The sequence below is a fragment of the Devosia marina genome (genome assembly GCF_009758415.1).
GTDB classification, from domain to species: domain Bacteria; phylum Pseudomonadota; class Alphaproteobacteria; order Rhizobiales; family Devosiaceae; genus Devosia; species Devosia marina.
On sequence record NZ_WQRF01000001.1, the window covers coordinates 43,437 to 67,776 of the forward strand.

Consider the following 24,340-nt stretch of genomic DNA (forward strand, 5'->3'; position numbering starts at 1 on the left):
CTAACCAAGGAGGAGAACAACATGGCCGATATCGTGCTCAAGGACGTGAGCAAGTCCTACGGCGCCGTCGAGGTGCTCGAGCGGGTAAACATGCATATTCGTTCGGGCGAGTTCATCGTTTTCCTCGGCCCCTCGGGCTGCGGGAAATCGACCTTGCTGCGGATGATTGCCGGGCTTGAGGCAGTCAACGCCGGCGAAATTCATATTGGCGAGCGCCGGGTGGACAATCTGCCGCCCAATCAGCGCGGCGTGGCCATGGTGTTCCAGAACTATGCGCTCTATCCGCATATGAGCGTGCGCCAGAACATGAGCTTCGGGCTGGAAAATATCGGCACCGACAAGGCCGAAATTGCCCGGCGCGTCGACGATGCAGCCCGGATGCTCGAAATCGGGCCACTGCTCGATCGGCGCCCGGCCCAGCTTTCCGGCGGACAGCGTCAGCGCGTCGCCATCGGCCGTGCCATTGTGCGCGAGCCGCAGGCCTTCCTGCTCGATGAACCGCTGTCCAATCTCGACGCGGGTCTTCGAGTTCGCACCAGGGTGGAACTGGCCCAGCTCCATCAGCGCATCGGCACGACGATGATCTTCGTTACCCATGACCAGACCGAGGCCATGACCCTGGCCAGCCGCATCGTGGTGATGAACAACCGCAAGGTCGAGCAGATCGGCACCCCGATGGAGGTCTATTCGCGCCCGGCCAGCCGCTTCGTGGCTGCCTTTGTCGGCTCGCCTTCGATGAACTTCATTCCCGTCACCGGCATCGAAACCGGCGCGGATGGTCTCAGGATCAACGTGGCGGGCGCACTACTCGCCACCACAATCCGCCAGCAGCCGAAAGACAAAGGCGAGCTGACCCTGGGCGTTCGCCCGGAATCCCTGCGCGTCGCGCAGGATGGGGCCGGCGACATCACCGGACAGATTGCCCTGGTGGAGCGGCTGGGAGACCGCACGCTGGTGCATGTCACCCTTCCCGACGGCACCAATGTCGTCGCCGAGGACGAAGGCAAGAGCACGCTCGCGGCCGGAGGCCCGGTGTCGCTCAAGGTGGACGGAACAGCCACCCATCTCTTCGACGCATCCGGTCTGGCGTACCACGCGGACTAGGCGGCGGCGATTTCGGCCGGTGCGGCCAATGGCTCAATGCACCACATCGGCCGACACATTTTTCGCATTGAGCTTTTTTGGGAGGAAAGCGACATGAACAAGACTATCAAGCGTCTTGCCTTGGTTTCCACGGCCCTGATGGCCCTCACATCGGTGGCAGCCGCTCAGCAGACCGTGGTCTGGTGGGATTTTCTGGCCGGCGGCGACGGCGTCCGCATGAAAGCACTGATCGACGCCTTCAATGAAGAGCATGCGGGCGAGATCACAATTGAGGGCACGACCCTGGAATGGGGCACACCCTTCTACACCAAGCTGCAGACCTCGGCCGCGATCGGGGAGGGCCCCGATATCGCGACCTATCACCTCAGCCGCATGCCGCTGGCGGTCGATAGCGGCACGCTGGCCGAGATCAGCGACGAGGACATGGCCTCGGTCGGTCTCTCCGACGACAGCTTCACCGCTGCCGCAGCCCAGGCCGCCAAGGTGGACGGCACCCGTTATGGCGTACCTTTCGATCAGCATGGGCTGATCCTCTACTATAACAAGGAAATGCTCGGCGAAGCCGGCATGCTCGATGAAGGCGGCATGCCCAAAGGTCTCGATGGCATGGAGAATTTTGAGGCGGCGCTTGCCCAGTTCACCACGGACGATGGCAAATACGGCCTCTCCATGCCCACTGGCGACCGCTACCGCGCTGTCTATTCCTTCTTCGGTCAGCAGGGCGGCACCATGTTCGACGCCGAGGCGGGCGGGTTCTTCCCCACCGATGACGACGTCAACAAGCTTGCTACCGCCACCGAGACGATGAAGCGCTGGGTGGACAATGGCTGGACCCCGGCCCAGATCGAAAGCCCGGCCGCGCTGGCCCAGTTCACCTCGGGTCAGGCCGCCTTCTTCATCATGGGCAATTGGGAAGTCCCCACCTTCACCGATCTCGCCGCCAAGGGCGAATTGTTCGAATGGGGCGCGGTGGAACTGCCCGTGCTGTTCGATCAGCCGGCCGCATGGTCGGATTCCCATGCCTTCGTCATCCCGGCCAATGGCGGCAAGGAGAACGATCCCGAAAAGCGCGCTGCGGTGATGGAAGTCATCGCCTGGATGGACAAGAACTCGCTCGACTGGGCCGGTGCCGGTCACATCCCGGCCTATAACGAGGTGCGCGAAAGCGAGGGCTTCGCCTCGATGAAGCCGCAGTCCGACTATGCCGGTTTCGCCGATACCGCCGTTTTCGATCCGCGCACCGTTTTGGCCGGTCCTGCCGCGCCGTTGGGCGACGCGTGGTCCAACTTCATCAATCCGGCCACCACCGGCGAACTCGACCCGGCCGATGCCGCCATGGAAATGCGCGACGACCTCAACAGCCAGCTCTAGAGCTTGTGACTTCGGCCGGCGCCCATGGGCGCCGGCCATCAAACGGTTATTGTGGGAGGAGAACCGACGTGATCCGCGACAAGCGCTCGGAATATCTGGCGGCCCTGATCCTGGTCGGGCCCTTCGTGGTCATTTATGGCCTGCTGTTCGTCTGGCCCACCATCCAGATGGTGATGCTCAGCTTCACCGACGCCCCCCTGATCGGGCCGGGAGAGTGGGTCGGCATCGAGAATTATGTCGAAATCCTCACCCACCGTCTGTTCCGCAACGCGACCTGGAACACGGCCTATTTCGTACTGCTCACGGTCGTGCCTAACACGCTCGTGTCGCTGGCTATTGCCATGGCGGTCAACCGGCTCAAGGGCTGGCAGCAGGGCTTCGTCATGGCCTGCTTTTTCCTGCCCTATATTCTGCCCGTCTCGGTGGTCTATCTCACCTGGAACTGGATCATCGACGTGCAATATGGGTTGGTCCAATACATCGTGCGCCCCTTCAATGGCGGCGAGCCGATGTCACTGACCCGCACCATTCCCTTTTTCATGCCGACTGTCGCCGTGGTCACCATCTGGTGGACGCTGGGCTTCAACGTGCTGCTGTTCATCGCCGGGCTGCGCAACATTTCGCCCGAGATTTATGAGGCGGCCTCGCTCGACAGCGCCGGACGCTGGCGCCAGTTCCGCAAGATCACCTGGCCGCTGATCTGGCCGGTGACCGCGCTGGTGCTGACCATCCAGCTCATCGCCCAGCTCAAGATCTTCGATCAGGTCTATCTGTTCTCGATCGGCGGGCGACAGGATCCCACCATCGTGCTGGTCCAATACATTTACAAGCTGGCGTTCCAGCAGAACAAGGGCGGTGAGGGCGCTGCCGCCGCGACCCTGCTGTTCGCGATGATCATCATTCTGAGTGTCCTGCAATATCAGGCGCTGCGCGCAAGGGGGGAGAAATGAGCTCCGAAGCAATCACCCGTCCGGCCGAAAGTGCTGCGCGCCTCAAGGGCGACCGCCTGATCGATTTCGGTGGGCTGGCCCTGACCATCGTGACGCTGGGCTTTGCGCTGATGGCGATCTTCCCGGTCTATTGGGCCGTCGTCACCTCGTTCAAATCGGAAACCGAGGTGATCGCCTCGGGCATTGCCCTGTGGCCCTCGCGGATCAATACCGAGGCCTATGAACACATCTGGACCAATACCAATATCGGCATCTGGTACATCAACTCCTTCGTCACCTCCACGCTGATCACCGCCGGCGTAATCGTCTCCTCGGCAGGCTGCGCCTATGCGCTCAGCCAGCTCGACTTCCCGGGCCGGCGGCTGATCTATGTGCTGATCCTGGCCTGTTTCATGGTTCCGATGCAGGCGCTCATAATCAATCATTTCGTGCTGATGGCGCAGTTCAAGCTGCTCAATAGCTGGGCCGGCATCATCCTGCCGCAGCTGATCGTGCCGGTGACCATCATTGTCTACAAGCAGTTCTTCGACAATGTGCCGCGTGAGTTCCGCGAAGCTGCGCAGATGGATGGGGCAGGGCACTTCAAGACGCTGTTCCGCATCTACCTGCCCATGAACTGGGGCATCACCAGCGCGCTGGCGATCATCACCTTCATCGGCGCCTGGAACAGCTTTCTCTGGCCATTCCTTGCGGCGACCGGCGAAGCGACCATGACGGTCCCGGTCGGTATTACCCAGGTCAAGGACGCCTATGGCATCGTCTATGCCCGGCAAATGGCCTCGGCCGTCATGGCTGGCTTGCCGGTGGCCGTGCTCTATCTCATCTTCCAGCGCCGCGTGACCCAGGCAATCATGCTCTCGGCAGGCGTCAAGGGTTGACGCACGCTACAGCCACCCCGGTCCGGCGCTCAACGGCGCTGGATCTGTTCAAGACGCTGCTGGTGGTGGGCATGGTGCCGTCAACACGGTCCACCGCCTGGTCGCTTGCTGTCCTAGCAGGCGCAATAGATATCGTAGAGCGTCACCAGCACCCGGCGCACATCGTTTGACGCCAGCGTATAATTGATCTGCTGACCCTCGCGCCGCGTGCTGACCAGGCCCCAGGCGCGCAGTTTGGACAGATGCTGGGACAGCGGCGACTGGCCCAGATCGACGCGCTCGGCCAGATCACTGACATTGAGCTCCTTGTCGAGCAGGTTGCACAGGATCAGTAGCCGCTTCGGGTTGGCCATCGCCGTCAGGAGCTGAGATGCCCGTTCGGCATTCTGCTCCATCTTCTCCATTTCCATCTTGATCATATTAGGGATCTCGTATATACGAATATTCGTCTAAAAGACTTATCGCTCTTTTTCGGGCGGTTTTCAAGGAGTTTGAGATGCGCATCAATCTTGGGTCTGCCGACCGTATCGCTCGAATCATTCTGGGCCTCCTGCTTGTCGTCCTGGCCTTTGTACCGGCCCTGCCGCTCGCTGCGTCCCCCATTTTGCAATGGGGCGCGGTGATCATTGGCGCCGTTTTGATCGTCACCGCCCTGGTGCGCTTCTGCCCGCTCTATGCGCTTTTTGGTCTCTCAACCCGCAAGGTTTCCCATTGATGACTGAGTTTACCCCAGTGGCGTCGCTGTTCGGCGGCGCCCTGATCGGCCTGTCTGCCGTTCTTCTCATGGCCTTTCACGGCCGCATTGCCGGCATGACCGGAATATTGTCCGGCCTGTTGCCGCCCATGTCCAGTGATTGGACCTGGCGCGCAGCCTTTGTCGCCGGCGCAATCGTGGCGCCCATACTCATTCTGGGCGTGTCCGAAACCGCCATTGGCTATGACAGCCCCGTGCCCATGCCCTGGGTCATCGCCAGCGGCCTGATTGTTGGCGGCGGTGTCTATTTCAGCTCCGGTTGCACTTCGGGCCACGGCGTCTGCGGCATGGCGCGTCTCTCGCTGCGCTCGCTGGCTGCCACCGCCACCTTCATGGTCGCGGCCTTTCTCACTGTCTTTGTCATTCGCCATCTCCTCGGGGGCTTCTGATGCAGCGCACACTTTTCGCCGGCATGATCGGCCTCGTCTTCGGCGCCGGCATAGCCCTCTCGGGCATGGCCAACCCCGCCAAGGTTCTCAATTTCTTCGATCTGGCAGGAACCTGGGATCCCTCCCTGGCCTTCGTTATGGGTGGTGCATTGCTGGTGACGGCCATCGGCTATCGTTTCGTTCTCAAGCGCGACAAGCCCGTTCTAGAGGCCCGGTTCCATCTGCCCACCAGCCGCAAGCTTGACCTGCCACTGCTCGGTGGTTCGGCAGTCTTCGGTGTCGGCTGGGGCATCTCCGGCTTCTGCCCCGGTGGTGCCATTCCGGCGCTGGGCCTGGGTGAAGTTTCGGCCTGGGCCTTTGTCGGCGCCATGCTCGCCGGCATCTTCGCCGCCCGCTCCATCCGCTTCGCGCTCGGACAGCGCGCCACGCAAAACGCGTGAGTTCAACTCAAGGAGTTCGTCATGAGCACAATTCCGTTCACCCCCGATCTCTCGGTCAAGCCGGAGGTCACCGCCTTCTTCGATGCGCCGACCAACACCATCTCCTATATCGTCAAGGATCCCAATTCGACGTCCTGTGCCGTCATCGACTCGGTCATGGACATCGATTACGCCGCCGGCCGTATCTCCTATGAGGGGGCCGATGAAATCATTGCCTTCATCGAGAAGCACAATCTCAAGCTTGAATGGCTGATCGAAACCCACGTCCACGCCGATCATCTGTCTGCTGCGCCCTACATCCAGGGCAAGCTCGGCGGCAAGCTGGGCATCGGTGAGAACATCACCATCGTTCAGGACACCTTCGGCAAGATCTTCAACGAAGGTACCGAATTCCAGCGCGACGGCAGCCAGTTCGACCGCCTTTTCACTGATGGCGACAGCTACCAGATCGGCGGTCTCACCACCCATGTCATGCACACGCCCGGACACACCCCCGCCTGCATGACCCATGTCGTGGGCAATGCCGCTTTTGTCGGCGACACCCTGTTCATGCCCGATGGTGGTTCGGCCCGCGCCGACTTCCCCGGTGGCGACGCCCGCACGCTCTACCGCTCGATCCAGCGAGTCCTGTCCCTGCCGCGTGAGACGCGCCTGTTCATGTGCCACGACTATGGCCCGAACGGCCGCGACATCCAGTGGGAAACCAGCGTCGGCGACGAGATCGACCACAATATCCATGTCGGCAAGGGCACGGACGAGGACACCTTCGTCAAGATGCGCGAAGAGCGCGACGCCACCCTGGCCATGCCCAAGCTGATCATCCCTTCGCTGCAGGTCAACATGCGTGCCGGCCAGCTCCCCCCCAAGGACGAGAGCGGCAAGAGCTTCCTCAAGGTCCCCCTCAACGGTCTGTAGGCGCACCCCCAAAACTGCGCGCGCAGGCCGGCTCCTCCTCCCGACCGCAACGGGGGGAGGGGCACAGCCCAGCATGGCACCCCATGTTTTCCTTTTTTAAATCACGAGCCAACACCATGAATGTCCGCAAGCTTGACGACAATTTTTCCGTGACCGGCCAGATCACGCCGGAGCAGGTCAAGGCCGTCTCCGAGGCCGGCTATAAGTCCATTGTCTGCGCCCGCCCCGACAATGAGGAATTCGGGCAGCCCGGCTTTGACGAGATCGCCCGCGCCGCCGAGGCCGAAGGGATACAGATCGTCCATATTCCGGTCTCGGGCCCCCTGGGCGAAGGCCAGATCATTCGCTTTCACGACGCCTGGGAGAACTTGCCCAAGCCCGTCCTCGGATATTGCCGCTCCGGCGCCCGCGCCGGCAGCCTTCATGCCACACTGACCCGCTGACCCTCATTGCATCGGCCTTTGCCCGCCTGGCGGCGGGTCGTGGGCAACCGGACCGACCATGAACATCAAGACCTATTTCCCGATCCTTGACTGGGGCAGCCGCTACAATCGCCAGACGCTGACCAGCGATCTGATTGCCGCGATCATCGTCACCATCATGCTGATCCCGCAATCACTGGCCTATGCGCTACTGGCCGGCCTGCCGCCGGAGGTGGGTCTTTATGCCTCCATCCTGCCGCTGATCGCCTACGCCATTTTCGGCACCTCATCGGCGCTGGCGGTCGGGCCGGTTGCCGTGGTGTCCCTGATGACAGCGACGGCGGTTGGCCGGCTGGCCGCCGAGGGGACGGCAGACTACGCCAGCGCGGCAATCATCCTGGCCCTGCTCTCGGGCGCCATGCTGGCGTTGATGGGACTTTTCCGGCTTGGCTTTATCGCCAACTTCCTTTCCCATCCGGTCATCTCCGGCTTCATCACCGCCTCTGGCATCATCATTGCCACCTCCCAGATTGGTGGCCTCCTCGGCATCAAAACCGAAGGGCACGCCATGCCCGAGCTGGTGATGTCGATCCTGGGCAATATCGGGCAGGTCAATGTCTACACCCTGGCCGTCGGCATGGTCGCCGTGGGCCTGCTGCTCTGGATACGGCTCGACCTCAAGAACTGGCTGGCCCGCTTTGGCGTGCCCAAGGGCCTCGCGACCATCATTGTACGCGCCGGTCCGGTGCTGGTGGTCTTTCTCACCATGGTCTGGTCGGTCGGCATGGATCTGGGCGCCAGAGGCGTGTCTTTGGTGGGTCAGGTGCCGCAGGGCCTGCCCATGCTGTCCCTGCCCAGCCTCAATCTCGACACCATCCAGCAATTGGCCGTGCCCGCCCTGATCATCTCGATTGTCGGCTTTGTCGAATCCATCTCCGTGGCACAGACCCTGGCCGCCAAGCGCCGCGAGCGCATCTCGCCCAATCAGGAACTGATTGGCCTGGGCGCCTCGAACATCGCTGCTGGCCTGGGTGGCGGCTATCCGGTCACTGGTGGCTTCGCCCGCTCAGTGGTCAATTTCGACGCCGGCGCGGCAACCCCAGCCGCTGGAGCCTTCACCGCCATCGGCATTGCCGCGGCAACCCTGCTGCTCACCCCGTTCCTCGCCATCCTGCCCAAGGCGACCCTGTCGGCAACCATCGTCATTGCCGTGCTGACCCTCGTGGATTTCTCGATCCTCAAGCGCGCCTGGTCCTATTCCAAGGCCGATTTCGCTGCCGTCGCCTTTACCCTTGCGGGCACGCTGCTGCTGGGCGTTGAGGTCGGCATTTCCCTCGGCGTCGGGGCCTCCATCCTCATCTTTCTCTATCGCTCGTCCCAGCCGCACGCGGCCATTGTCGGTCAGGTGCCGGGCACCGAGCACTATCGCAACATCAAGCGCCACCAGGTCGACACCGTGCCGGGCGTGCTCTCAATCCGCGTCGATGAAAGCCTCTATTTCGCCAATGCACGCTATCTGGAGGATCTGGTCATCAACCAGGCGACCGCCAATCCCGGCCTCACTGACGTCGTGCTGATGTGTTCGGCCGTGAACACCATCGACATGTCTGCGCTCGAGAGCCTGGAAGCCATCGAACATCGCCTGGCGGATCTCGGCGCGCGCCTGCACCTCTCCGAGGTCAAGGGCCCAGTCATGGACAAGCTCAAGAATACCGATTTCCTGTCCCAGCTTTCGGGCAGCGTGCATCTCAGCCAGCATCAGGCGATCCGGGCCATCCTGGACGGGCGCGCCGCTTCGCCGCCCCCAAGCGATCCGACGCTTCGCGCCGCGCAATAGCGGTTGCGCCTCAACGTCTTGGGCTGCCGCCTTGTTGACGCGATTATGAGCCAGAATAGCAAGGTGGCGCCGAATGGCGCCACCAGCTTCCAATCAATATCGAGAAGCCTAGCCCTCGCGAATCCAGACCTGCATCGGCCCCGCCTCTCGATTGGCCCAGAGATAATAGGGTATGGCGGTCAGCGTCGTATCAGCGGGTGCCGGCGGCGTCGTGCGATAAAGGTCCGGCCCCCAATCATCGCTGCCAATGCTCTGTGCCGGCGCGGTCAGGGTGACGATGCCATCGAAAAGATCTGCCCGCGGCGTTTCGGTGATTGCCGCATCTCGCGACAGGATCAGGTCCGGCACCGGCGTCTCGTTGTCCACCTGCTCGGCGCAGTAGACCAGGGGGCCCCGTGCCAGGGCAACGCGGTGCCGGTCCATCTTGACCTTGGGATTGGCGTAGATGCGGCGGGGCGCCATGGGCAGGTCGAGTTCGACCACATCGCCCTCGATCCAGTCCCGCTCGATCACCAGATAGCCGTTCTGCAACTGGCCCGGCACATCGAGCGGATTGCCATTCAACATCGCCACACCATCGCGTGCCCAGCCCGGAATGCGCAGCTTGAGCGCGAACACGCCATGACCATCGGGATGCACGCTGACCTTGATCTTGCCAGACCAGGGATAGTCCGACTGTTCCTCGATCCGGACGCGACGCCCATCGAGTTCGAGTTCCGCGCTGTTGCCACCATAGAGATTGACCGCAATGGCACCCGGACCCACTGAATAGAAATAGCCACTGACCGAGGCCACCAGGCGCGACACATTCATCGTGCAACAGGGGCAGGGGTGCCAGGGCCAGCGGCGATGGCTGCCATCGCTGTCGAGCTTGTTCTCGTAGAAATAGAGCTCGCCATCCCTGGAAAGACCGGACAGCACGCCATTGTAGAGCGCCAGTTCCATGGCCTCTGCATATTGCCCGTCGAGCTCAAGGTTAAGCATGCGCTGGGCCCAGAACACGAAAGCGATGGACGCGCAGGTTTCGCAATAGGCGGTGTCATTGGGCAGGTCGTAGTCGGTCGTGAACCCCTCATTCGAGGCCGAGGGGCCAAAGCCACCGGTGACATACATTCGCGTGGTGGTCACATCTTTCCACAGCACTTCACAGGCATGGCGCAGGCTGTCATCGTCCAGTTCCGCCGCCAGGTCTGCCATGGCGGTGTACATATACATGGCGCGCACGGCGTGCCCCACCACCTTGTCCTGCTCGCGCACCGGCTTGTGGGCCTGTCCATACTCGTAATTGCCAGTGTTGAAGAAGTGGTACTTGGTCGGGTCATCGCCCCGCGCAATCGCTTCTTCATCGAAATAATGCGGCTGGCGGCCGCGTTCGTCGATGAAATAGGCGGCCAGATCGAGCTGCTTGCGCTCCCCGGTAAGCTGGTAGAGCCGGATCAGCGCGATCTCGATTTCCTGGTGGCCGGGATAGCCGCGCTTCTGGCCGTCACCGGTCCCGAACGTGTTGCGGATATGGTCCAGGCTGCGCTCCATAACCTCAAGGAATTTGCGCTTTCCTGTCGCCTGGTAGTAGGCGATCGCGCCCTCGAGCAGGTGCCCGATATTGTAGAGCTCGTGCCGGTCCCGCAGATTGGTCCAGCGGTTCTCGATTTCGTGGCCCTGGTACCAGAGGTTGAGATAGCCGTCGGGCATCTGCGCGGCTTCAAGCTTGTCGACGATCTCGTCTACCTGCCGCTCGATTTCCGCATCGCGGCGATGGCGCAGCGCATAGCCTGCCGCTTCGATCCATTTGCCGATGTCCGAATCCCAGAAGTACTGCATGGTGAAGCCATGTTCGTTAAAGGGTACGCGCAGCGGCGGTGGCGGATCCTTCAGCTCCAGGGATTCGAGAATGCCGTTTTCGTCGAGCTTCTTGTACTGGCTGGGCACCGTGCGTGTGAGCACGGTTTCAAGCCGCTCCGACCAGAACGGGCCGGTCAGTTGCACACGGGTGAAATCGACTGGGGAATAGCGGCGCATAGGGTCTCCTCCGGCCATTATTGGCCTGGTTATGGGGTTGGAACGGTGCTGGCGCGGGGAACTAGCGTGCAGGGCAGGCGGCTTGTGCCGCTTTCCCTTTCGCCGCGGATCATGCGGATCAGCCGCTGCCCGGCTTCCTCGCCGAGCAATTTGAGATTCATGTCGACGCTGCTCAGTTGCGGTCGGCTCGCCTCTGTCATCACCGACCAGTTGTCAAAGCCGATCACGGCAATGTCCCGAGGTACGGAAATGGCATTGTCGCGCAGCGCCTCGACAATGCCGCGCGCGATCTGGTCATTGCCGGCAAAGATCGCGTCGGGCCGCACCGGCATGGCGAGCAGGCGCGTTGCCGCCTCCCGGCCCCAAGCCTCCGACCAGGGGCCGTGCAGGATCAATGCCGGGTCGACCTTTGAAAGGCTCGCTTCATATCCGCGCCGGCGCAAGCGGACAGCCTCGAAATCCTCCGGGCCGGTCACATGGGCAATCCGCGTTCGCCCAAGCGAAAGCAGATGCGCGGTGGCAAGGCGGGCGCCGCCCTCATCATCGGGCAAAAGACAGGCAGCACCCGGCTCGTCGCTTTGCGAGAAGACGTACAGCACCGGCAGATTGCCCAGTGCCAGGCCGGGGACGGGGCGGCGGTCGGCCCGGCGCCCGGTGAAGATCAGCCCATCGACGCGTTTGCCCAGCAATTGGTCGATGTGGCGCTTTTCGCGTTCCGGATCGTCCGTGGCGTTGCACATGAACAGCGCAATGCCGGCTGCGTGCAGAACGGTTTCCAAGCCCTCCATGATGGGCATGGTGAACCGCCCGAAGCTGTCATTGGAAATCAGGCCAACGGTAAAACTCTGGCCGCGATGCAGGGCCTGGGCCAGATCGTTGGGCCGAAACCCCAGTTCATCGGCTGCCTTGAGCACCTTGTCGCGTGTTTCCTGCCGCAGCGTGCCCGATTTGTTGAGCGCCTTGGATGCCGTGCCCAGGCTGACCCCGGCATGCCGTGCAACATCGCGCAGGGTGTAGCGATTTGGCGATTTTCCCTGGGACATGCTGGTCTCAAATGGCGCGGAACATTGCGTGAAAATGGGTCAGAAATCATTCGGAAAAGCTTTTCCGATTCACGAGAGCATCACTTCAGGCGTGGTCCGTGTCAAGGCGGTCGTTGGGAATTGGTCGCCGACTAGTTGTTTGCAACCGGCATGTCGCTGTCGCCTTCGACCAGCTCCAGCGGCACGATTTTGCGCACGACTCCGAGCGGATAATGTGCGGCATAGGCCGGCATCGTGGCCAGCAGCGCCTCGGCCAGGGCAATTCCGAGATCGCGCAGCGACAGCCGGAAACTGGTCAGCTTGGGGACCAGAAAATGCGCCTGCGGACTGTCCCGGCTGATGACGGCAAATTTCTGCCCTGGCGTCAGACCGACTTCATACAGACCGTTGTAAAAACCCAGAGTCATCAATTCATTGGTCAGGATGAAGCCGGTCGGTTGCTTTTTCGCCGGCATGGCGGCGATGGCATGGGCAATGTCATGGCCGCCGCGTTCATTGGGGTGGGCCCGGAAGATCAGGTCGGGATCAAACGGCAGTCCGCGCTGTTCCAGCGCCTTGCGATAGGCCTCGATGAACACATATCCCAGATTGGTGTCGTCGAGCGGGGCGAAGATCCCGATACGCTTGTGCCCCTTGGATACCAGCCTGGCCACGCCGGTTTCGGCCATGCCCTCGAAATCAAGATCCAGCCAGGGGTGACCCGCATCGGTCTGCGACCGGCCCAGGGCAATAAATGGAATATTGCGGCTGGCCAGATATTCGATGCGGTGGTCTTCCCGTTTGGTCGCTGAAATCATCAGGGCGTCGGCAAAACCACGGGCCACGACGCGCTGCATATAGGCATCCGGATCTTCCTCCGACGAACAGAGCAGAGCCACCAGATCGAGCTGGTGCCGCGCGAAAACGGTCTGCACCCCGTCAAACACACTCATGAAGAACACATCGCCCTCGCCGGTGATCTGCGCGCCAGTCTGCATCATGAAGCCAATAACGCCTGTAGCGCCCTTGCGCAGGGAGCGACCGGCCTGGTTGGGCACATAGCCCATCGTATTGGCAGCCTCCAGAACACGCCGCCGCGTCTGCTCGTTGACATCGGGCTTGCCATTCAGGGCACGAGAAACGGTGCCGATGGACAGGTTGAGGCGCTGCGCCAACTCTCTGATGCCAGTCATGTTTTCCGTACTTTTCCCACAGCCCCAATCGCCAACAAAAACGTTTACGAAATCCAGTTGACAGCCGAAACGTGTCAAATGTAACGTCGTAAACGTTTACGGGACTTTCTGCCCTGACGCCGCACAAGATGGCAAGGGCGGTCTAAAGTCCAGAGGGAGGACATCTTGGTCTATTCTGCGGTGCTCGCCGGTTGCGGCAGCATGTCAAAGGGCTGGTTGACGGCACTTTCCGAGCATCCCCTGCTCAAGGGCAGGGTGCGGATTGACGGCCTCGTCGATCTCGACCGGCCAACAGCGGAGGCGCGCGCAAAAGAATTTGCCCTGGCCGATGTTGTCATCGGCACCGATCTCGACGCTGTCCTGACCGAGACGAAATCCGCCCTGCTGTTTGACGTAGTTGTGCCAACTGCTCGCGCTGGCTTGGTCGAGACCGGGCTGCGCCATGGCTGCCACGTGCTGACGGAAAAGCCCATGGCGACGAGCCTCCCGGAGGCGAAGGCAATGATTGCCCAAGCCGAAGCGGCAGGCCGCGTCCACGCGGTGGTGCAAAACCGCCGCTACATCTCCGGCGTCCGCCGCATTCGGCGCCTGATCGAGAGTGGCGCGCTGGGTCAGATCACCAGCTTGAATTGCGACTTCTTTATTGGTGCGCATTTCGGCGGGTTCCGCGAGGACATGGACAATGTCCTGCTGCTCGACATGGCCATTCACACGCTCGACGCCGCGCGCTTCATGGCCGGCAAGGCGCCAAGGGCGGTCTATTGCCTTGAGACCAACCCGCCCGGCTCCTGGTATCGCCATGGTGCTGCAGCCAACGCGATCTTCGAGTTCGAAGACAATGTCGTCTTCAACTACCGCGGCTCCTGGTGCGCTGAAGGCGCCAATACGAGCTGGGAGAGTGCGTGGCGCATTGTCGGCACCAAAGGCACATTGCTCTGGGACGGTGAAGACCGGTTCGAGGCGCGCGTTGTCGACGGCGGCAGTGGCTTCTTTCGCCCCCTCAGGGATATCGAGGTGCCACCACCGTCCAATGGCGACCAGATTCACGGGCACGCCAGCGTCATCGCCGACTTTCTCGCCGCCATCGAGTCTGGTGCCCAGCCCGAAACCGCGGGCAGCGACAATATCAACAGCCTGGCCATGGTCCTCGCCGCCATTGAGAGCGCGCGAACCGGGCAGCGCATTCCCATTGCAGTTTGAGGAAATTTGAACGTGAGTGACCCCGCAAATTCCATCCGCATCGGCACCATGGTTTCGGCTTCGGCCGGCAAGGCCGCTGAGCGCATTGCCGAAATCGCCGATCTGGGCTTTGAAAGCTTCCAGCCATTTTTCTGGCAGACCACCAATGGGCAGGACATCGCCGAGCTGGGCAAGCGCTGCAGGGACGCCGTGGGGGACCGTGACATCACCATTTCCACCCTGGGCATGTTCGGCAATGTGCTCGAAGACCAGGAGATGGACCGCCAGACGTTGCAGGGCTGGAAAGACTGCATAGACAACGCCCACCATTTCGGCGCCTCCTGCGTCGCCGGTTTCACCGGCCGCATTCGCAACAAGCCGCTGACCGACAGCCTGCCCAAATACCGCGAAGTCTGGTCGGAGCTGGCAAAGCGCGCCGCCGACAAGGGCATCAGGATCGCCTTTGAAAACTGCGCCATGGACGGCAACTGGCAGACCGGCGACTGGAACATTGCCCACAACCCCGATGCCTGGGAACTGATGTTCAACGAGACGCCCGATGACAATATCGGGCTCGAATGGGAGCCCTGCCATCAGATGGTGTATCTCATCGATCCGCTGCCGCAGATCCGCAAATGGGCGCCCAAGATTTTCCATGTGCACGGCAAGGACGCCACCATTCGCTGGGATGTGATCCGCGAGCATGGAATCTTTGGCAAGGAGCCCTTCGTCTTTATGCGCACGCCCGGCTTTGGGGACAGCAACTGGACCGACATCATCTCCGAGCTGCGGCTGGCCGGTTGGACGGGCTCAATTGATATCGAAGGCTGGCATGACCCGGTCTATCGCGATGCGCTGGAAATGACCGGCCAGATCCATGCTTTGAACCATCTCAAGCAGGCGCGCGGTGGCGACTACCTCGCCCTTGCTGGATAAATTTGACGATTGACCGGGAATGAAAAACCGTTTTACCAATATTGAGAAAAGGGTTTTCCATTGAGGTGTGTGGACGTGTCAAAGGCTGAACGCATTCGCATCTACGACGTCGCCCGCGTCGCTGGCGTCAGCGTTGCCACGGCCTCCAAGGCTCTCAACGATACCGGTCGAATGACCGAGGAAACCCGCAAGCGGGTTAAGCAGACGGCGGCGGCGCTCGGGTTTCGGCCCAATGCGATGGCCCGTGCCCTGACCCAGCAGCGCAGCTTTACCATCGGCCTTTTGACCAACGACACCTATGGCCGGTTCACGCTGCCGGTCATGGCCGGCGTGTCCGAGGCCTTGGTGGATCAGGGCGTGTCGGTGTTCCTGTGTGGCATCGAGGATGATGCGGCGCTGGCCAAGCTCCATCTCGACGCCATGCTCGACAAGCAGGTGGATGGGATCATTGCCACCGGCAAGCGCATCGATAGGCGTCTGCCTGTCGATCTGTCCCACCTGTCGGTTCCGGTGGTCTATGCCTTCACCGAAGGTCCGGACGATGCGGTGACGCTGGTGTCGGACGATGGGCAGGGTGCGCGCGAGGCAACCCAATGGCTTGCAAATATTGGGCGTAGGACACTGGTGCATGTCACCGGGCCGGAAAGCTTCGCCTCGGTTTCGGCGCGCGCCGGTGCGTTCCGCGCGGTGGCGGGGCAGGGGGCGCAGGTTTTGCATGGGTCCTGGTCCGAAGCCTGGGGGCACGAGGCGATCGCAAAGCTCTGGAACGGCGATGCACCGCGCCCGGATGGGATTTTCTGCGGCAATGACCAGATCGCCCGCGGCGTGGTCGATGCCCTGCGTGAGCGCGGGGTCGATGTGCCGGGTGATGTTTCGGTGATCGGTTTCGACAACTGGGAAATCGTAGCGGCGGCCACGCGACCGCCGCTGACAACGGTCGACATGAATTTGAAGGAAATTGGCCGCGAAGCGGGCCGCCTGATCCTGGAACTTGCCGAAGGCAAGCCAGTCGAGCCGGGCATCCGCAAGCTGCCCTGCAAGCTCGTGCTGCGCCAATCCTGTGGCGGTGATGCAATCGCCGCCCGCAACCAGGGGGAAGCGCTGCAGGAGAGTTGAGATGCTGCCACGGGCGTTTGCACCGCCCATGGCAGCGAGGAAGGCCGCAAGGGAAAGAGGAAACCCGAGCGGCATGGTCGCGGCCCGAGGGCCGCAAAGGGAGGATATAATGCAGTTTGCTAAACGGGGTCTATTGGCCGGGCTTGCGCTCGGCGCATTGGTCGCAGCGGTGCCGGCTCAGGCGCAGGACGAGGTGACCATCACTGTCTGGTCGATTGACGGCGCCAACCAGGTCGGGCCGTCCGATACCTTCTCCAAGGAATTCGACGAGATGGATAATGGCATCAATGTCGAATACCGGATCCTGCAGTTTGACGAGATCGTCAACGAGACACTGCGCGCCTTTGCCACTGGCAACGCGCCTGACATCGTCAGCCTCGATAACCCGGACTTCGCCCTGTTCTCGTCGCGTGGGGCGTTCCTCGACATCACGGACATGGCTGCTGAAAGCGACGTCATCAATCCCGAGGTTTACTTTGAGGGGCCGCTCAACTCGGTGAGCTGGGACGGACGCCTTTATGGCGTCGGCAAGTACACTGACACGATCGGTGTCTTCTACAACAAGGACATGTTCGCCGAAGCCGGTATCGAGAACCCGCCGCAAACCTGGGCGGAGTTCGAGGAATACGCCCGCAAGCTCGCCAAGCCTGATCAGGGCTTATACGGCGCCACGCTTTCGGCCCGTGGCAATGAAGAGGGTACCTTTCAGTTCCTGCCCGTCATCCAGATGTCCGGCGGCGGCTATGAGAACGTCAACACCGAGGGTGCCCGCGAGTGGTTGTCCATGGTCAAGGGCATGATCGATGATGGCGTGCTGAGCCAGGACGTTCTCTCGCTCGGCCAGTGGGATTCCACCGGTACCTTCAACTCGGGCAACGCCGCAATGGCGATCTCCGGCCCATGGGAAATCGACCGCATGGTCGAAGACGCTGACTTTGACTGGGGCGTAACCCTGCTGCCGACCTTTGGCGAAGGCGATGAACGTTCCTCGGCGCTCGGCGGCTTCAATCTCGGCATCATGTCCACGACCGAGCATCCGGAGGAAGCCTTCAAGGTCCTTGAATATTTCGTCAGCCAGGACGACCGCCTCTTCCCCGAATTCGGCTATCTGCCGACGCGGTCCGACGTCGAACTGCCGCTGTCCGGTATCGAAAAGAAGGACGCCGCGCTCGCTGTCTTCCAGGAACAGCTGCAATACGCCCAGCCGCGCGGTCCCCATCCTGAATGGCAGAAGATCTCCAAGGCGATCTACGACGCCGAGCAGGCGGCCCTGACCGGTCAGATGACGCCTGACGAGGCGTTGAGTCAGGCGCAGAAGACGATCGACACGATCCTCAACTGAGCCTGATGGCCACAAGTCTTCCCGGGGCCGCAGCGCATCCGGGAAGACCCTGCACTTCAACAAACCAATACGGGAAGAGGTCGGACCATGCGCCGCATTCTGTCCAGCATCACCGATGGGAAGGGCTTCGATCTCATCATGGTCGGCATGACGATGCTTTTTCTGTTCGCCCTTGCCGGCGTACCGCTCGTCTACAACGTCGTGATGAGCTTCCAGCAAGTCGATATGTTCAATCTCAACACGTTCTCCAGGCCCTTTGCCGGATTTGAGAACTATGTGGCGATTGTCAGCCAGCCCGAATTCTGGCTGGTCATCCGGAATACAGCAATTTTCGTCTTCGGCTCGATTGCCGGGCAGTTCATTTTCGGCTTCGCACTTGCCATCTTCTTTATGCTCAGCTTCCCCTTTGCCTCGACAATCCGTGGCCTGTTCCTCGTCTCCTGGGTCATGCCCGGCCTTGTGGTCGGCGCGCTCTGGGGCTGGATCCTGGCCGGCGATTTCGGCGTGCTCAACGCGATCCTGCGCGGGCTCGGCATTATCGATGGCACCATGTTCTGGAAATCCGACCCGAACCTGTCGATCTGGGCCGTCACCATCGCCAATATCTGGCTCGGTCTGGCCTTCAACATGATGCTGCTATCGGTCGGTCTCGCCGGCATTCCGCGTGACCTCTACGAAGCGGCTGAACTCGACGGTGCCAATGGCTGGCAGCGTTTCACTACCATCACCCTGCCCATGATGCGCTCGACCATCGGCGCAGTCCTTGCCCTCGGCCTGATTTACACCCTGCAGCAGTTCGACCTGTTCCCCGCCATCACCGAAGGCGGACCCGCCAATAGCTCCAATGTGGCGCAATACTGGGCCTGGCAGTGGTCGTTCCAGCTCTTCGACTTTGCCAAGGGCGCCACCGTCTCGATGATGATGCTGATCTTCGTGCTGGTCGCTTCGATCGTCTATGTCCGCTCGACCCGCCATGAGGTGCGCGGATGACCCGGGTTGCTGCACCAAAACTCCTGCTGATCCTCGCTCTGGCGCTGGCGGCAGTCTATCTGTTCCCGCTCTACTGGATGTATGCCACCAGCCTCAAGGGCGCTTCGGAGATCTTTGCCAATCCGCCGACCTTCTGGCCCCGCGAACCGGATTTCTCCATTTTTCCGGCGACCTGGGAGCGGCGGACCATGGACACGTTCCTCTGGAACAGCCTGGTCATCGCCACCGGCGTGACCACCCTCACCGTCTTGCTCGGCACCGGTTGCGCTTATGTGCTGGCCCGTTACCGCAACCCCTGGATCGATATTGGCCTGTTCGCCATCCTGATGCTGCAGGTCCTGCCGGCCTCGGTGATGATCACGCCGCTCTATGTCGGCTTCAACCAGCTCGGCCTGCTCGACTATCCGCGAACGGCGGTCATCATTGCCGCCGCGGGCAAGTCCATCCCGTTCTATATCGTGCTCGTCCGCGCCACCTTCATGAGCGTGCCAAGCGAGCTCGAGGAAGCGGCGCTGGTCGATGGCAATTCGCGCTGGGGTGCCTTTTTCTTCATCGTGCTCCCACTGGCGCGAAACGGCATCCTCGTGCTGGCCATTCTCACCTTCATGCAGGCCTTCGGCGAATACATCTATTCGAAATCAATCATCACGACGCAGTCGCTTCAGCCGGCCAGTGTCGGCCTGTCGGGCTTCCTTGGCCCGAACTCCACCGATTGGAACGGGATCATGGCCTATGCCGCGATGTATGTGACCCCAATCATCCTCGTCTTCGTTATCCTGCAGCGCCGCATCGTGTCCGGCCTAACCTCGGGAGCCCTCAAATGAGTGCCCAACCCCAGATCGAACTCGTCGGCATCGACAAGCACTATGGCACCTTCCACGCGCTCAAGAACATCGACCTGATCATTCCCAAGGGCCAGTTCGTGGCTCTGGTCGGGCCCTCGGGCTGCGGCAAGTCGACACTTCTGCGATCAATTGCTGGGTTGGAAAGCATCACCGGCGGCACCATGAAGATCGCCGGCGAAGTGATGAACGGTGTGCCGCCGCGCAAGCGCGATGTCGCCATGGTGTTCCAGTCCTATGCGCTTTATCCGCATATGACGGTTGAGCAGAACCTGACCTATTCTTTGCGCCTGAAGCGCGTGCCCAGGTCAGAGGCCAGGAAAGCTGCAGACGAAGTTGCCAAGACCATTGGCCTGCAGCAATTGATGCATCGCTATCCACGCGAGCTCTCCGGTGGCCAGCGCCAGCGGGTGGCCATGGGGCGGGCGATCATCCGCCACCCCAAGGCCTTCCTGTTCGACGAGCCGCTGTCCAATCTGGACGCCGCCCTGCGCGTGCATATGCGCAAGGAAATCCGTGCCTTGCACGACCGGCTCGGCGCAACCTCTGTTTATGTCACGCACGACCAGATCGAGGCCATGACCATGGCCGATCATGTGGTGGTGATGCGTGATGGTGTCATCGAACAGCAGGGCAGCCCGCTCGCGCTTTACGACACCCCGGCCACCCGCTTTGTCGCCGGTTTTATCGGTTCACCCGCGATGAACTTCATCCCCGGGACCATTGCTGACGACGGCCAGCATGTGACCTTGGAACTTGAGGGGGTCGCGGCCTTGCCCATTGGCCGAAGCCTGGAGCCAAGCCGGAAGGTCATTGTCGGATTGCGTCCAGAACATATCGAGGCGACCCCAGGCAAAAGCGGGCAGATCGTCTTGCCCGTCTCCGTCGTGGAATCGACTGGGTCATTGACCTATCTGACGACGGACGGTGCACCGGAGCTGACCGTGGTCATCACCGGACGCAGCGACATCAGATCCAGGGACACGGTTGGTCTGAACATCGCGCCCGAACGGGTGCACATTTTCGATGCGGAGACCGAACGCGCGCTTTGAACTATCCGCCTGACCGGAGGCTCAGGCAGGCACGCTCAGTGCCGCACGGACGCGATCGAGAGCCTCTGACGTGCTGCCCTCCGGCTGGTATTCAAGCCCCACCGCGCCGCTATAGCCATTGGCGTAAAGCCAGGCCAGCCGATGGCCGAGGTCGATTTCGCCCAGGCCCGGGTCGTTGCGGCCGGGATGATCGGCCACGTGGGCATGAATGACACGTGAGACGCGTTGCTGCAGCACGTCCTCGATCCGCTCGCCCATCACATGGGAATGATAGAGGTCATAGACGATGCCGATCTCGGTGCGGCCCACCTCGTCGACAATGTTGAGCGCCTCGCGGGTGGAGGACAGGTAATATCCCTTGTGATCAATCAGGGTATTCAGGGGTTCGACGCCCAGGCGCACCCCGCTGCCTTCCAGCACATCGGCTGCGGCCTTGAGACAATCCACCAATGCCTTGTGCTGCTCTTCGCGGGATCGTCCGGGTAGGTCGTCGCCGGCCTGGGCGATCAGGACTTTGGCGCCCAGCCGCTGCGCCGTCCGCACCGAGGTGGCAAGCCCGGAGAGAAAAGCGGCGTGATTGGCCGGATCGGTCAGGGCGATCATCGGCTCGGCAACAAAGCCGCTCAGAGTCATGCCGGTTTCCTTGAGCGCGGCCTCGATGGCATCCAGATCCTTGTTGGACCAGAGCCAAAATTCGACTGCGTCCAGACCTGCCGCCTTCGCCAGGCGAATACGGTCGGCAAAATCGACGCTGGCATCGGCAAACAGCCATTCAATACAGGCAGAAAGTTTCATCGTGGACCATTCGGTTCGAGTTCAGCGATAGTCGATCAGCACCTGCATGACTTCGGGCGATCCCTGGTCGAGCAAGCTGTAGCCGCGCTCCGCTTCGGCGAGCGGCACACGGTGGGTGACGAATTCCTTGAGGTCTGTCCCGAGGTCAGAGAGATATTCGAGCGCGATGTTGCCGCGTCGTGTCACAGACCACAACGGCCCGAGGAATGGGTTTACGGTACCCACCTGCGAAGAAATGATGCGTGGCCGGTTGTGATGAAATTCCCCAGATAGGCTGAGGCTTTCAAAGCTTCCACCATACCACGACATGGCAACCACCGTGCCGTTGAAGCCCACCGTGCGAATGGCTTCGTTTAGTGCGGGAGCCGCCCCCGAGACCTCGATAACCGTGTCGGCGCCGCGCCCTTCGGTGAGATCACGAACCCTCTCGGCCACTTCACCGGAAGCCGGGTCAATCACCGAGGTTGCGCCGCCTTTGAGTGCCGCCTGGCGGCGCTGCTCGATGCCGTCAATGCCAATGATCTGCCGGGCCCCACTACGGGTCAGCAACCGCGTGACCAGTTGCCCGATCACCCCCAGTCCGCTGACCACGACGTCGGCGCCAAGCGCGATATTGGCGTCAAGCAGACCGTTATAGGCGGTGTTGAGATTGGCAAAAAATACGCCGATCTCGGGGTCTTCGATTGTGCTGAGGGGAACCACCGCATTGGCGTCGACCACAGCGTGGCGTCCATGTGGCGCATAGGCAAAAACCATGTCTCCTATACTGATCCGCGCAACACCCTCGCCAAGTGCAGCGACCCGGCCGACCGCCGCATAGCCATACCGTGCCGGCCAGTGCCATTCGGAGCCGTGGGCGTCCGAGAAGAGTCGTGTGCAGGGATCCATGGCCTGCCGCCATTGCGGCGCAAGGCCGCGGAAAACGTTGAGTTCGGTACCGGCGCTGATGCCGGACACCAGCAGTTCAAGCAGCACCTGGCCAGGACCTGGCCCGTCGAGTGGCTCGGGGCGCACCTCGACAGCGCGCGGACCGGTGAAATAGAGCGATTGGGTCGTCAACGACACTTTTGTCACCCTTTGATACCGCCCGCGGTCAGTCCGCCGACGAGTTGATTACGAAACAGCAGGAACAGCAACACCGTCGGCGCGGCAATGACCACGCCCCCCGCCATCACCACACCCCAACTGAATGAGTAGGGATCGAACAGGGTTTGCAGCGCAAGTGGCAGCGTTTTGACCTCGGTGCTGGTGATCAGCGCCAGGGCCAGCAGAAACTCTCCCCAGGACAGGACGAATGCAAAAGTACCTACGGCCACCACTGCCGGTCGGATCAGTGGCAAGGTAATTCGGACCATGGCGCCCAGCTGCGATGATCCGTCGATGACCGCGGCCTCTTCAAGCTCGCGCGGCACGGCATCGATGTAACCCTTGAGCATCCAGACCGCGATGGGGAGGCCCAGCGCCAGATGCGTAACCGTTAGCGCTGTCAGCGTATTGGCCAGGCCCAGCGAACGGATGATCACGACCAGGGGCACCAGCACGGCAACGGCCGGCAGCATCTGTGTGGCCAGGATCAGAAAGCCGATGAAGTCGCGCCCATGATAGGTGAAGCGGCTGAGCGAATAAGCGGCGGGAACCGCGATGAGAACGGTGCAGACGGCCACTAGACCGCCCACGATCAGGCTGTTTCGCAAGGCCACAAGAAAGTCGCCACGCGAAAATATCTCCGCAAAATGATCGAAGGTGATCTGCATTGGGATCAGGCTGCGGGACATGATGTCGGCATCGGGGCGGATCGAGGCAACAAACACCCAAATGATGGGCAGCAGCACCAGCCCCAGGAGCAAGATGGTCAAGAGGTCGAGGAGCCCATTGCGCAGGCGCGAGTTGCCGCGGTTCACGGGCGCCTCCCCAATTTCAGGGTCAGGAAGGACGCTGCAGCCAGGATCACCAGCATGACAACGCTGATGGCAGCCGCGTAGGCTGGCCTGAGGTCGGTAAAGACCGCTTTGAACATGGTAATGCCAAGAATGGTTGTAGCGTCCTGAGGACCGCCGCGCGCCATGATCCAGGGCAGGTCGAAGCTGTAGAATGCGAGGATCCCCAGCACCAGGCCAATGATCAGCATGGTGTTCTGTATCGAGGGCAGCGTGATGCTGACGAAGCGTTGCCAGGGACCGGCCCCATCAATGGCTGCTGCCTCATAGAGTTCATCCGGGATCGATTTGAGCGCGGCCAGGAGCGCCAGCACCATGAACGGCATGCCTTTCCAGCCCGAGATGAAGGTGATGACGGCCAATGCCAGGTTTGGATCATTGAGGATGGAGCTGTTGCCAGCAATGCCGAAGAACTGAAGCAGAGCGTGCAACACCCCTACCTCACTATCGAGCAGGAAGCGCCAGCCGTAGCCAAGCACGATAAAGGGCATCACCCAGGGCAGCAGGATCAGCGCCGAGGCCAGGCGCGCAACGGTCGTGTCGCGGTTGAGCAGCAGGGCAAGGGGTAGCGCCAGTGCGATCTCCACCGCCACGGTACCCAACGTCCAGATCCAGGTGCGCCAGAAAGCACGCCACAAGGCGCCGTCAGTCAGCAGGGCCTGAAAATTGACCAGCCCACCCCACACCGGCTGCGGATTGCGCAGCAGATACCAGTCCTGAAATGACAGCCAGAGCGCGTAGAGCGGGGGGAGCACGGCGATGCCCAGGGCCACGAGTATGGCGGGGGCGACGAGTGCATAGGGCAGGGCTGCTTTACCAAACGCCCGGGGCACGTGCACTTGTGCGGTTGTGGACAT

25 protein-coding genes are annotated in these 24,340 nt (G+C 61.6%); 17 read left to right on the forward strand and 8 right to left on the reverse strand.

Annotated elements, in window-relative coordinates:
* Positions 1-21: 21 nt before the first annotated feature.
* The 4 genes from GO014_RS00245 (at position 22) to GO014_RS00260 (ending at position 4,303) form a co-directional block, all read left to right on the forward strand.
* Complete coding sequence (locus tag GO014_RS00245; RefSeq protein ID WP_157288654.1) at positions 22-1,104, forward strand: ABC transporter ATP-binding protein; 1,083 nt, start codon at positions 22-24, stop codon at positions 1,102-1,104.
* Positions 1,105-1,197: 93 nt separating this feature from the next.
* On the forward strand, positions 1,198-2,475 hold the full coding sequence (locus GO014_RS00250) for a type 2 periplasmic-binding domain-containing protein (protein WP_157288655.1): 1,278 nt from the start codon (positions 1,198-1,200) through the stop codon (positions 2,473-2,475).
* 68 nt (positions 2,476-2,543) lie between these two features.
* Complete coding sequence (locus GO014_RS00255) at positions 2,544-3,425, forward strand: carbohydrate ABC transporter permease (RefSeq protein ID WP_343030685.1); 882 nt, start codon at positions 2,544-2,546, stop codon at positions 3,423-3,425.
* Between the two features lie 110 nt (positions 3,426-3,535).
* A complete protein-coding gene (locus tag GO014_RS00260) occupies positions 3,536-4,303 on the forward strand; it encodes a carbohydrate ABC transporter permease (RefSeq protein WP_246204412.1) in 768 nt (255 codons plus the stop codon).
* A 113-nt stretch (positions 4,304-4,416) separates the two neighbouring features.
* On the opposite strand, the gene GO014_RS00265 is transcribed toward GO014_RS00260, so the two are convergent.
* Positions 4,417-4,722: an ArsR/SmtB family transcription factor gene (locus GO014_RS00265; RefSeq protein WP_104891716.1), complete on the reverse strand. Its 306-nt coding sequence runs from the start codon at positions 4,720-4,722 to the stop codon at positions 4,417-4,419.
* Positions 4,723-4,799: 77 nt separating this feature from the next.
* Here GO014_RS00265 and GO014_RS00270 point away from each other — a divergent pair, with 77 nt between their 5' ends.
* The 6 genes from GO014_RS00270 to GO014_RS00295 all read left to right on the forward strand — a co-directional run bounded on the left by GO014_RS00270 (position 4,800) and on the right by GO014_RS00295 (position 9,060).
* Positions 4,800-5,018 carry a YgaP family membrane protein gene (locus tag GO014_RS00270; RefSeq protein ID WP_116589573.1) on the forward strand — a complete coding sequence of 73 codons (219 nt, stop codon included), beginning with the start codon at positions 4,800-4,802 and terminating at the stop codon, positions 5,016-5,018.
* Positions 5,018-5,446, forward strand: coding sequence for a YeeE/YedE family protein (locus GO014_RS00275; RefSeq protein ID WP_157288657.1), 429 nt, complete (start codon positions 5,018-5,020; stop codon positions 5,444-5,446). Before GO014_RS00270 ends, GO014_RS00275 begins: the two co-directional genes overlap by 1 nt.
* Positions 5,446-5,886 carry a DUF6691 family protein gene (locus GO014_RS00280; protein ID WP_157288658.1) on the forward strand — a complete coding sequence of 147 codons (441 nt, stop codon included), beginning with the start codon at positions 5,446-5,448 and terminating at the stop codon, positions 5,884-5,886. The genes GO014_RS00275 and GO014_RS00280 overlap by 1 nt, the downstream gene beginning before the upstream one ends.
* Positions 5,887-5,907: 21 nt before the next feature.
* The gene (locus tag GO014_RS00285; protein ID WP_157288659.1) at positions 5,908-6,801 is read left to right on the forward strand and encodes an MBL fold metallo-hydrolase; all 894 of its coding nucleotides are present in this window, start codon (positions 5,908-5,910) and stop codon (positions 6,799-6,801) included.
* 116 nt (positions 6,802-6,917) lie between these two features.
* The gene (locus tag GO014_RS00290; RefSeq protein ID WP_157288660.1) at positions 6,918-7,244 is read left to right on the forward strand and encodes a protein tyrosine phosphatase family protein; all 327 of its coding nucleotides are present in this window, start codon (positions 6,918-6,920) and stop codon (positions 7,242-7,244) included.
* Positions 7,245-7,302: 58 nt separating this feature from the next.
* Positions 7,303-9,060 (forward strand): SulP family inorganic anion transporter, encoded by a 1,758-nt coding sequence (locus GO014_RS00295; protein ID WP_157288661.1) that lies wholly within the window; start codon positions 7,303-7,305, stop codon positions 9,058-9,060.
* A gap of 108 nt (positions 9,061-9,168) precedes the next feature.
* Here GO014_RS00295 and GO014_RS00300 read toward each other — a convergent pair whose 3' ends face one another.
* The 3 genes from GO014_RS00300 to GO014_RS00310 form a co-directional block, all read right to left on the reverse strand.
* The gene (locus tag GO014_RS00300; protein ID WP_157288662.1) at positions 9,169-11,079 is read right to left on the reverse strand and encodes a glycoside hydrolase family 127 protein; all 1,911 of its coding nucleotides are present in this window, start codon (positions 11,077-11,079) and stop codon (positions 9,169-9,171) included.
* 29 nt (positions 11,080-11,108) lie between these two features.
* Positions 11,109-12,122 (reverse strand): LacI family DNA-binding transcriptional regulator, encoded by a 1,014-nt coding sequence (locus tag GO014_RS00305; RefSeq protein WP_157288663.1) that lies wholly within the window; start codon positions 12,120-12,122, stop codon positions 11,109-11,111.
* Positions 12,123-12,253: 131 nt separating this feature from the next.
* Positions 12,254-13,294: a LacI family DNA-binding transcriptional regulator gene (locus GO014_RS00310; RefSeq protein WP_157288664.1), complete on the reverse strand. Its 1,041-nt coding sequence runs from the start codon at positions 13,292-13,294 to the stop codon at positions 12,254-12,256.
* Between the two features lie 165 nt (positions 13,295-13,459).
* Here GO014_RS00310 and GO014_RS00315 point away from each other — a divergent pair, with 165 nt between their 5' ends.
* From GO014_RS00315 to GO014_RS00345, 7 genes are all read left to right on the forward strand, one after another.
* Positions 13,460-14,494, forward strand: a complete 1,035-nt coding sequence (locus GO014_RS00315) for a Gfo/Idh/MocA family protein (protein WP_157288665.1) — start codon at positions 13,460-13,462, stop codon at positions 14,492-14,494.
* Positions 14,495-14,506: 12 nt separating this feature from the next.
* A complete protein-coding gene (locus GO014_RS00320) occupies positions 14,507-15,409 on the forward strand; it encodes a sugar phosphate isomerase/epimerase family protein (RefSeq protein WP_343030686.1) in 903 nt (300 codons plus the stop codon).
* A gap of 75 nt (positions 15,410-15,484) precedes the next feature.
* Positions 15,485-16,525 carry a LacI family DNA-binding transcriptional regulator gene (locus GO014_RS00325; RefSeq protein ID WP_343030687.1) on the forward strand — a complete coding sequence of 347 codons (1,041 nt, stop codon included), beginning with the start codon at positions 15,485-15,487 and terminating at the stop codon, positions 16,523-16,525.
* A gap of 109 nt (positions 16,526-16,634) precedes the next feature.
* Complete coding sequence (locus GO014_RS00330) at positions 16,635-17,867, forward strand: ABC transporter substrate-binding protein (RefSeq protein ID WP_157288667.1); 1,233 nt, start codon at positions 16,635-16,637, stop codon at positions 17,865-17,867.
* A gap of 87 nt (positions 17,868-17,954) precedes the next feature.
* Positions 17,955-18,857, forward strand: a complete 903-nt coding sequence (locus tag GO014_RS00335; protein ID WP_157288668.1) for a carbohydrate ABC transporter permease — start codon at positions 17,955-17,957, stop codon at positions 18,855-18,857.
* Entirely contained in the window at positions 18,854-19,681 is an 828-nt protein-coding gene (locus GO014_RS00340) for a carbohydrate ABC transporter permease (RefSeq protein WP_157288669.1), read from the forward strand. The genes GO014_RS00335 and GO014_RS00340 overlap by 4 nt, the downstream gene beginning before the upstream one ends.
* On the forward strand, positions 19,678-20,751 hold the full coding sequence (locus tag GO014_RS00345; protein ID WP_157288670.1) for an ABC transporter ATP-binding protein: 1,074 nt from the start codon (positions 19,678-19,680) through the stop codon (positions 20,749-20,751). The genes GO014_RS00340 and GO014_RS00345 overlap by 4 nt, the downstream gene beginning before the upstream one ends.
* Before the next feature lie 21 nt (positions 20,752-20,772).
* On the opposite strand, the gene GO014_RS00350 is transcribed toward GO014_RS00345, so the two are convergent.
* From GO014_RS00350 to GO014_RS00365, 4 genes are read right to left on the reverse strand one after another with little or no spacing between them, the layout of a single operon-like run.
* A complete protein-coding gene (locus GO014_RS00350; RefSeq protein ID WP_157288671.1) occupies positions 20,773-21,546 on the reverse strand; it encodes a hydroxypyruvate isomerase family protein in 774 nt (257 codons plus the stop codon).
* A 21-nt stretch (positions 21,547-21,567) separates the two neighbouring features.
* Complete coding sequence (locus tag GO014_RS00355; RefSeq protein WP_157288672.1) at positions 21,568-22,611, reverse strand: zinc-binding dehydrogenase; 1,044 nt, start codon at positions 22,609-22,611, stop codon at positions 21,568-21,570.
* 5 nt (positions 22,612-22,616) lie between these two features.
* A complete protein-coding gene (locus tag GO014_RS19030; RefSeq protein WP_157288673.1) occupies positions 22,617-23,447 on the reverse strand; it encodes an ABC transporter permease subunit in 831 nt (276 codons plus the stop codon).
* A complete protein-coding gene (locus GO014_RS00365) occupies positions 23,444-24,340 on the reverse strand; it encodes a carbohydrate ABC transporter permease (protein ID WP_157288674.1) in 897 nt (298 codons plus the stop codon). The genes GO014_RS19030 and GO014_RS00365 overlap by 4 nt, the downstream gene beginning before the upstream one ends.

Bases quoted from the DNA above. Each gene is read 5' to 3' on its own strand.
- GO014_RS00330 (WP_157288667.1), top strand. From the start codon at position 16,635: ATGCAGTTTGCTAAACGGGGTCTATTGGCCGGGCTTGCGCTCGGCGCA.
- GO014_RS00290 (WP_157288660.1), top strand. From the start codon at position 6,918: ATGAATGTCCGCAAGCTTGACGACAATTTTTCCGTGACCGGCCAGATC.
- GO014_RS00305 (WP_157288663.1), bottom strand. From the start codon at position 12,122: ATGTCCCAGGGAAAATCGCCAAATCGCTACACCCTGCGCGATGTTGCA.
- GO014_RS00275 (WP_157288657.1), top strand. From the start codon at position 5,018: ATGACTGAGTTTACCCCAGTGGCGTCGCTGTTCGGCGGCGCCCTGATC.
- GO014_RS00300 (WP_157288662.1), bottom strand. From the start codon at position 11,079: ATGCGCCGCTATTCCCCAGTCGATTTCACCCGTGTGCAACTGACCGGC.
- GO014_RS00245 (WP_157288654.1), top strand. From the start codon at position 22: ATGGCCGATATCGTGCTCAAGGACGTGAGCAAGTCCTACGGCGCCGTC.
- GO014_RS00265 (WP_104891716.1), bottom strand. From the start codon at position 4,722: ATGATCAAGATGGAAATGGAGAAGATGGAGCAGAATGCCGAACGGGCA.
- GO014_RS00345 (WP_157288670.1), top strand. From the start codon at position 19,678: ATGAGTGCCCAACCCCAGATCGAACTCGTCGGCATCGACAAGCACTAT.
- GO014_RS00335 (WP_157288668.1), top strand. From the start codon at position 17,955: ATGCGCCGCATTCTGTCCAGCATCACCGATGGGAAGGGCTTCGATCTC.
- GO014_RS00285 (WP_157288659.1), top strand. From the start codon at position 5,908: ATGAGCACAATTCCGTTCACCCCCGATCTCTCGGTCAAGCCGGAGGTC.
- GO014_RS00340 (WP_157288669.1), top strand. From the start codon at position 18,854: ATGACCCGGGTTGCTGCACCAAAACTCCTGCTGATCCTCGCTCTGGCG.
- GO014_RS00295 (WP_157288661.1), top strand. From the start codon at position 7,303: ATGAACATCAAGACCTATTTCCCGATCCTTGACTGGGGCAGCCGCTAC.
- GO014_RS00280 (WP_157288658.1), top strand. From the start codon at position 5,446: ATGCAGCGCACACTTTTCGCCGGCATGATCGGCCTCGTCTTCGGCGCC.
- GO014_RS00365 (WP_157288674.1), bottom strand. From the start codon at position 24,340: ATGTCCACAACCGCACAAGTGCACGTGCCCCGGGCGTTTGGTAAAGCA.
- GO014_RS00270 (WP_116589573.1), top strand. From the start codon at position 4,800: ATGCGCATCAATCTTGGGTCTGCCGACCGTATCGCTCGAATCATTCTG.
- GO014_RS00250 (WP_157288655.1), top strand. From the start codon at position 1,198: ATGAACAAGACTATCAAGCGTCTTGCCTTGGTTTCCACGGCCCTGATG.
- GO014_RS00260 (WP_246204412.1), top strand. From the start codon at position 3,536: ATGGCGATCTTCCCGGTCTATTGGGCCGTCGTCACCTCGTTCAAATCG.
- GO014_RS00310 (WP_157288664.1), bottom strand. From the start codon at position 13,294: ATGACTGGCATCAGAGAGTTGGCGCAGCGCCTCAACCTGTCCATCGGC.
- GO014_RS00350 (WP_157288671.1), bottom strand. From the start codon at position 21,546: ATGAAACTTTCTGCCTGTATTGAATGGCTGTTTGCCGATGCCAGCGTC.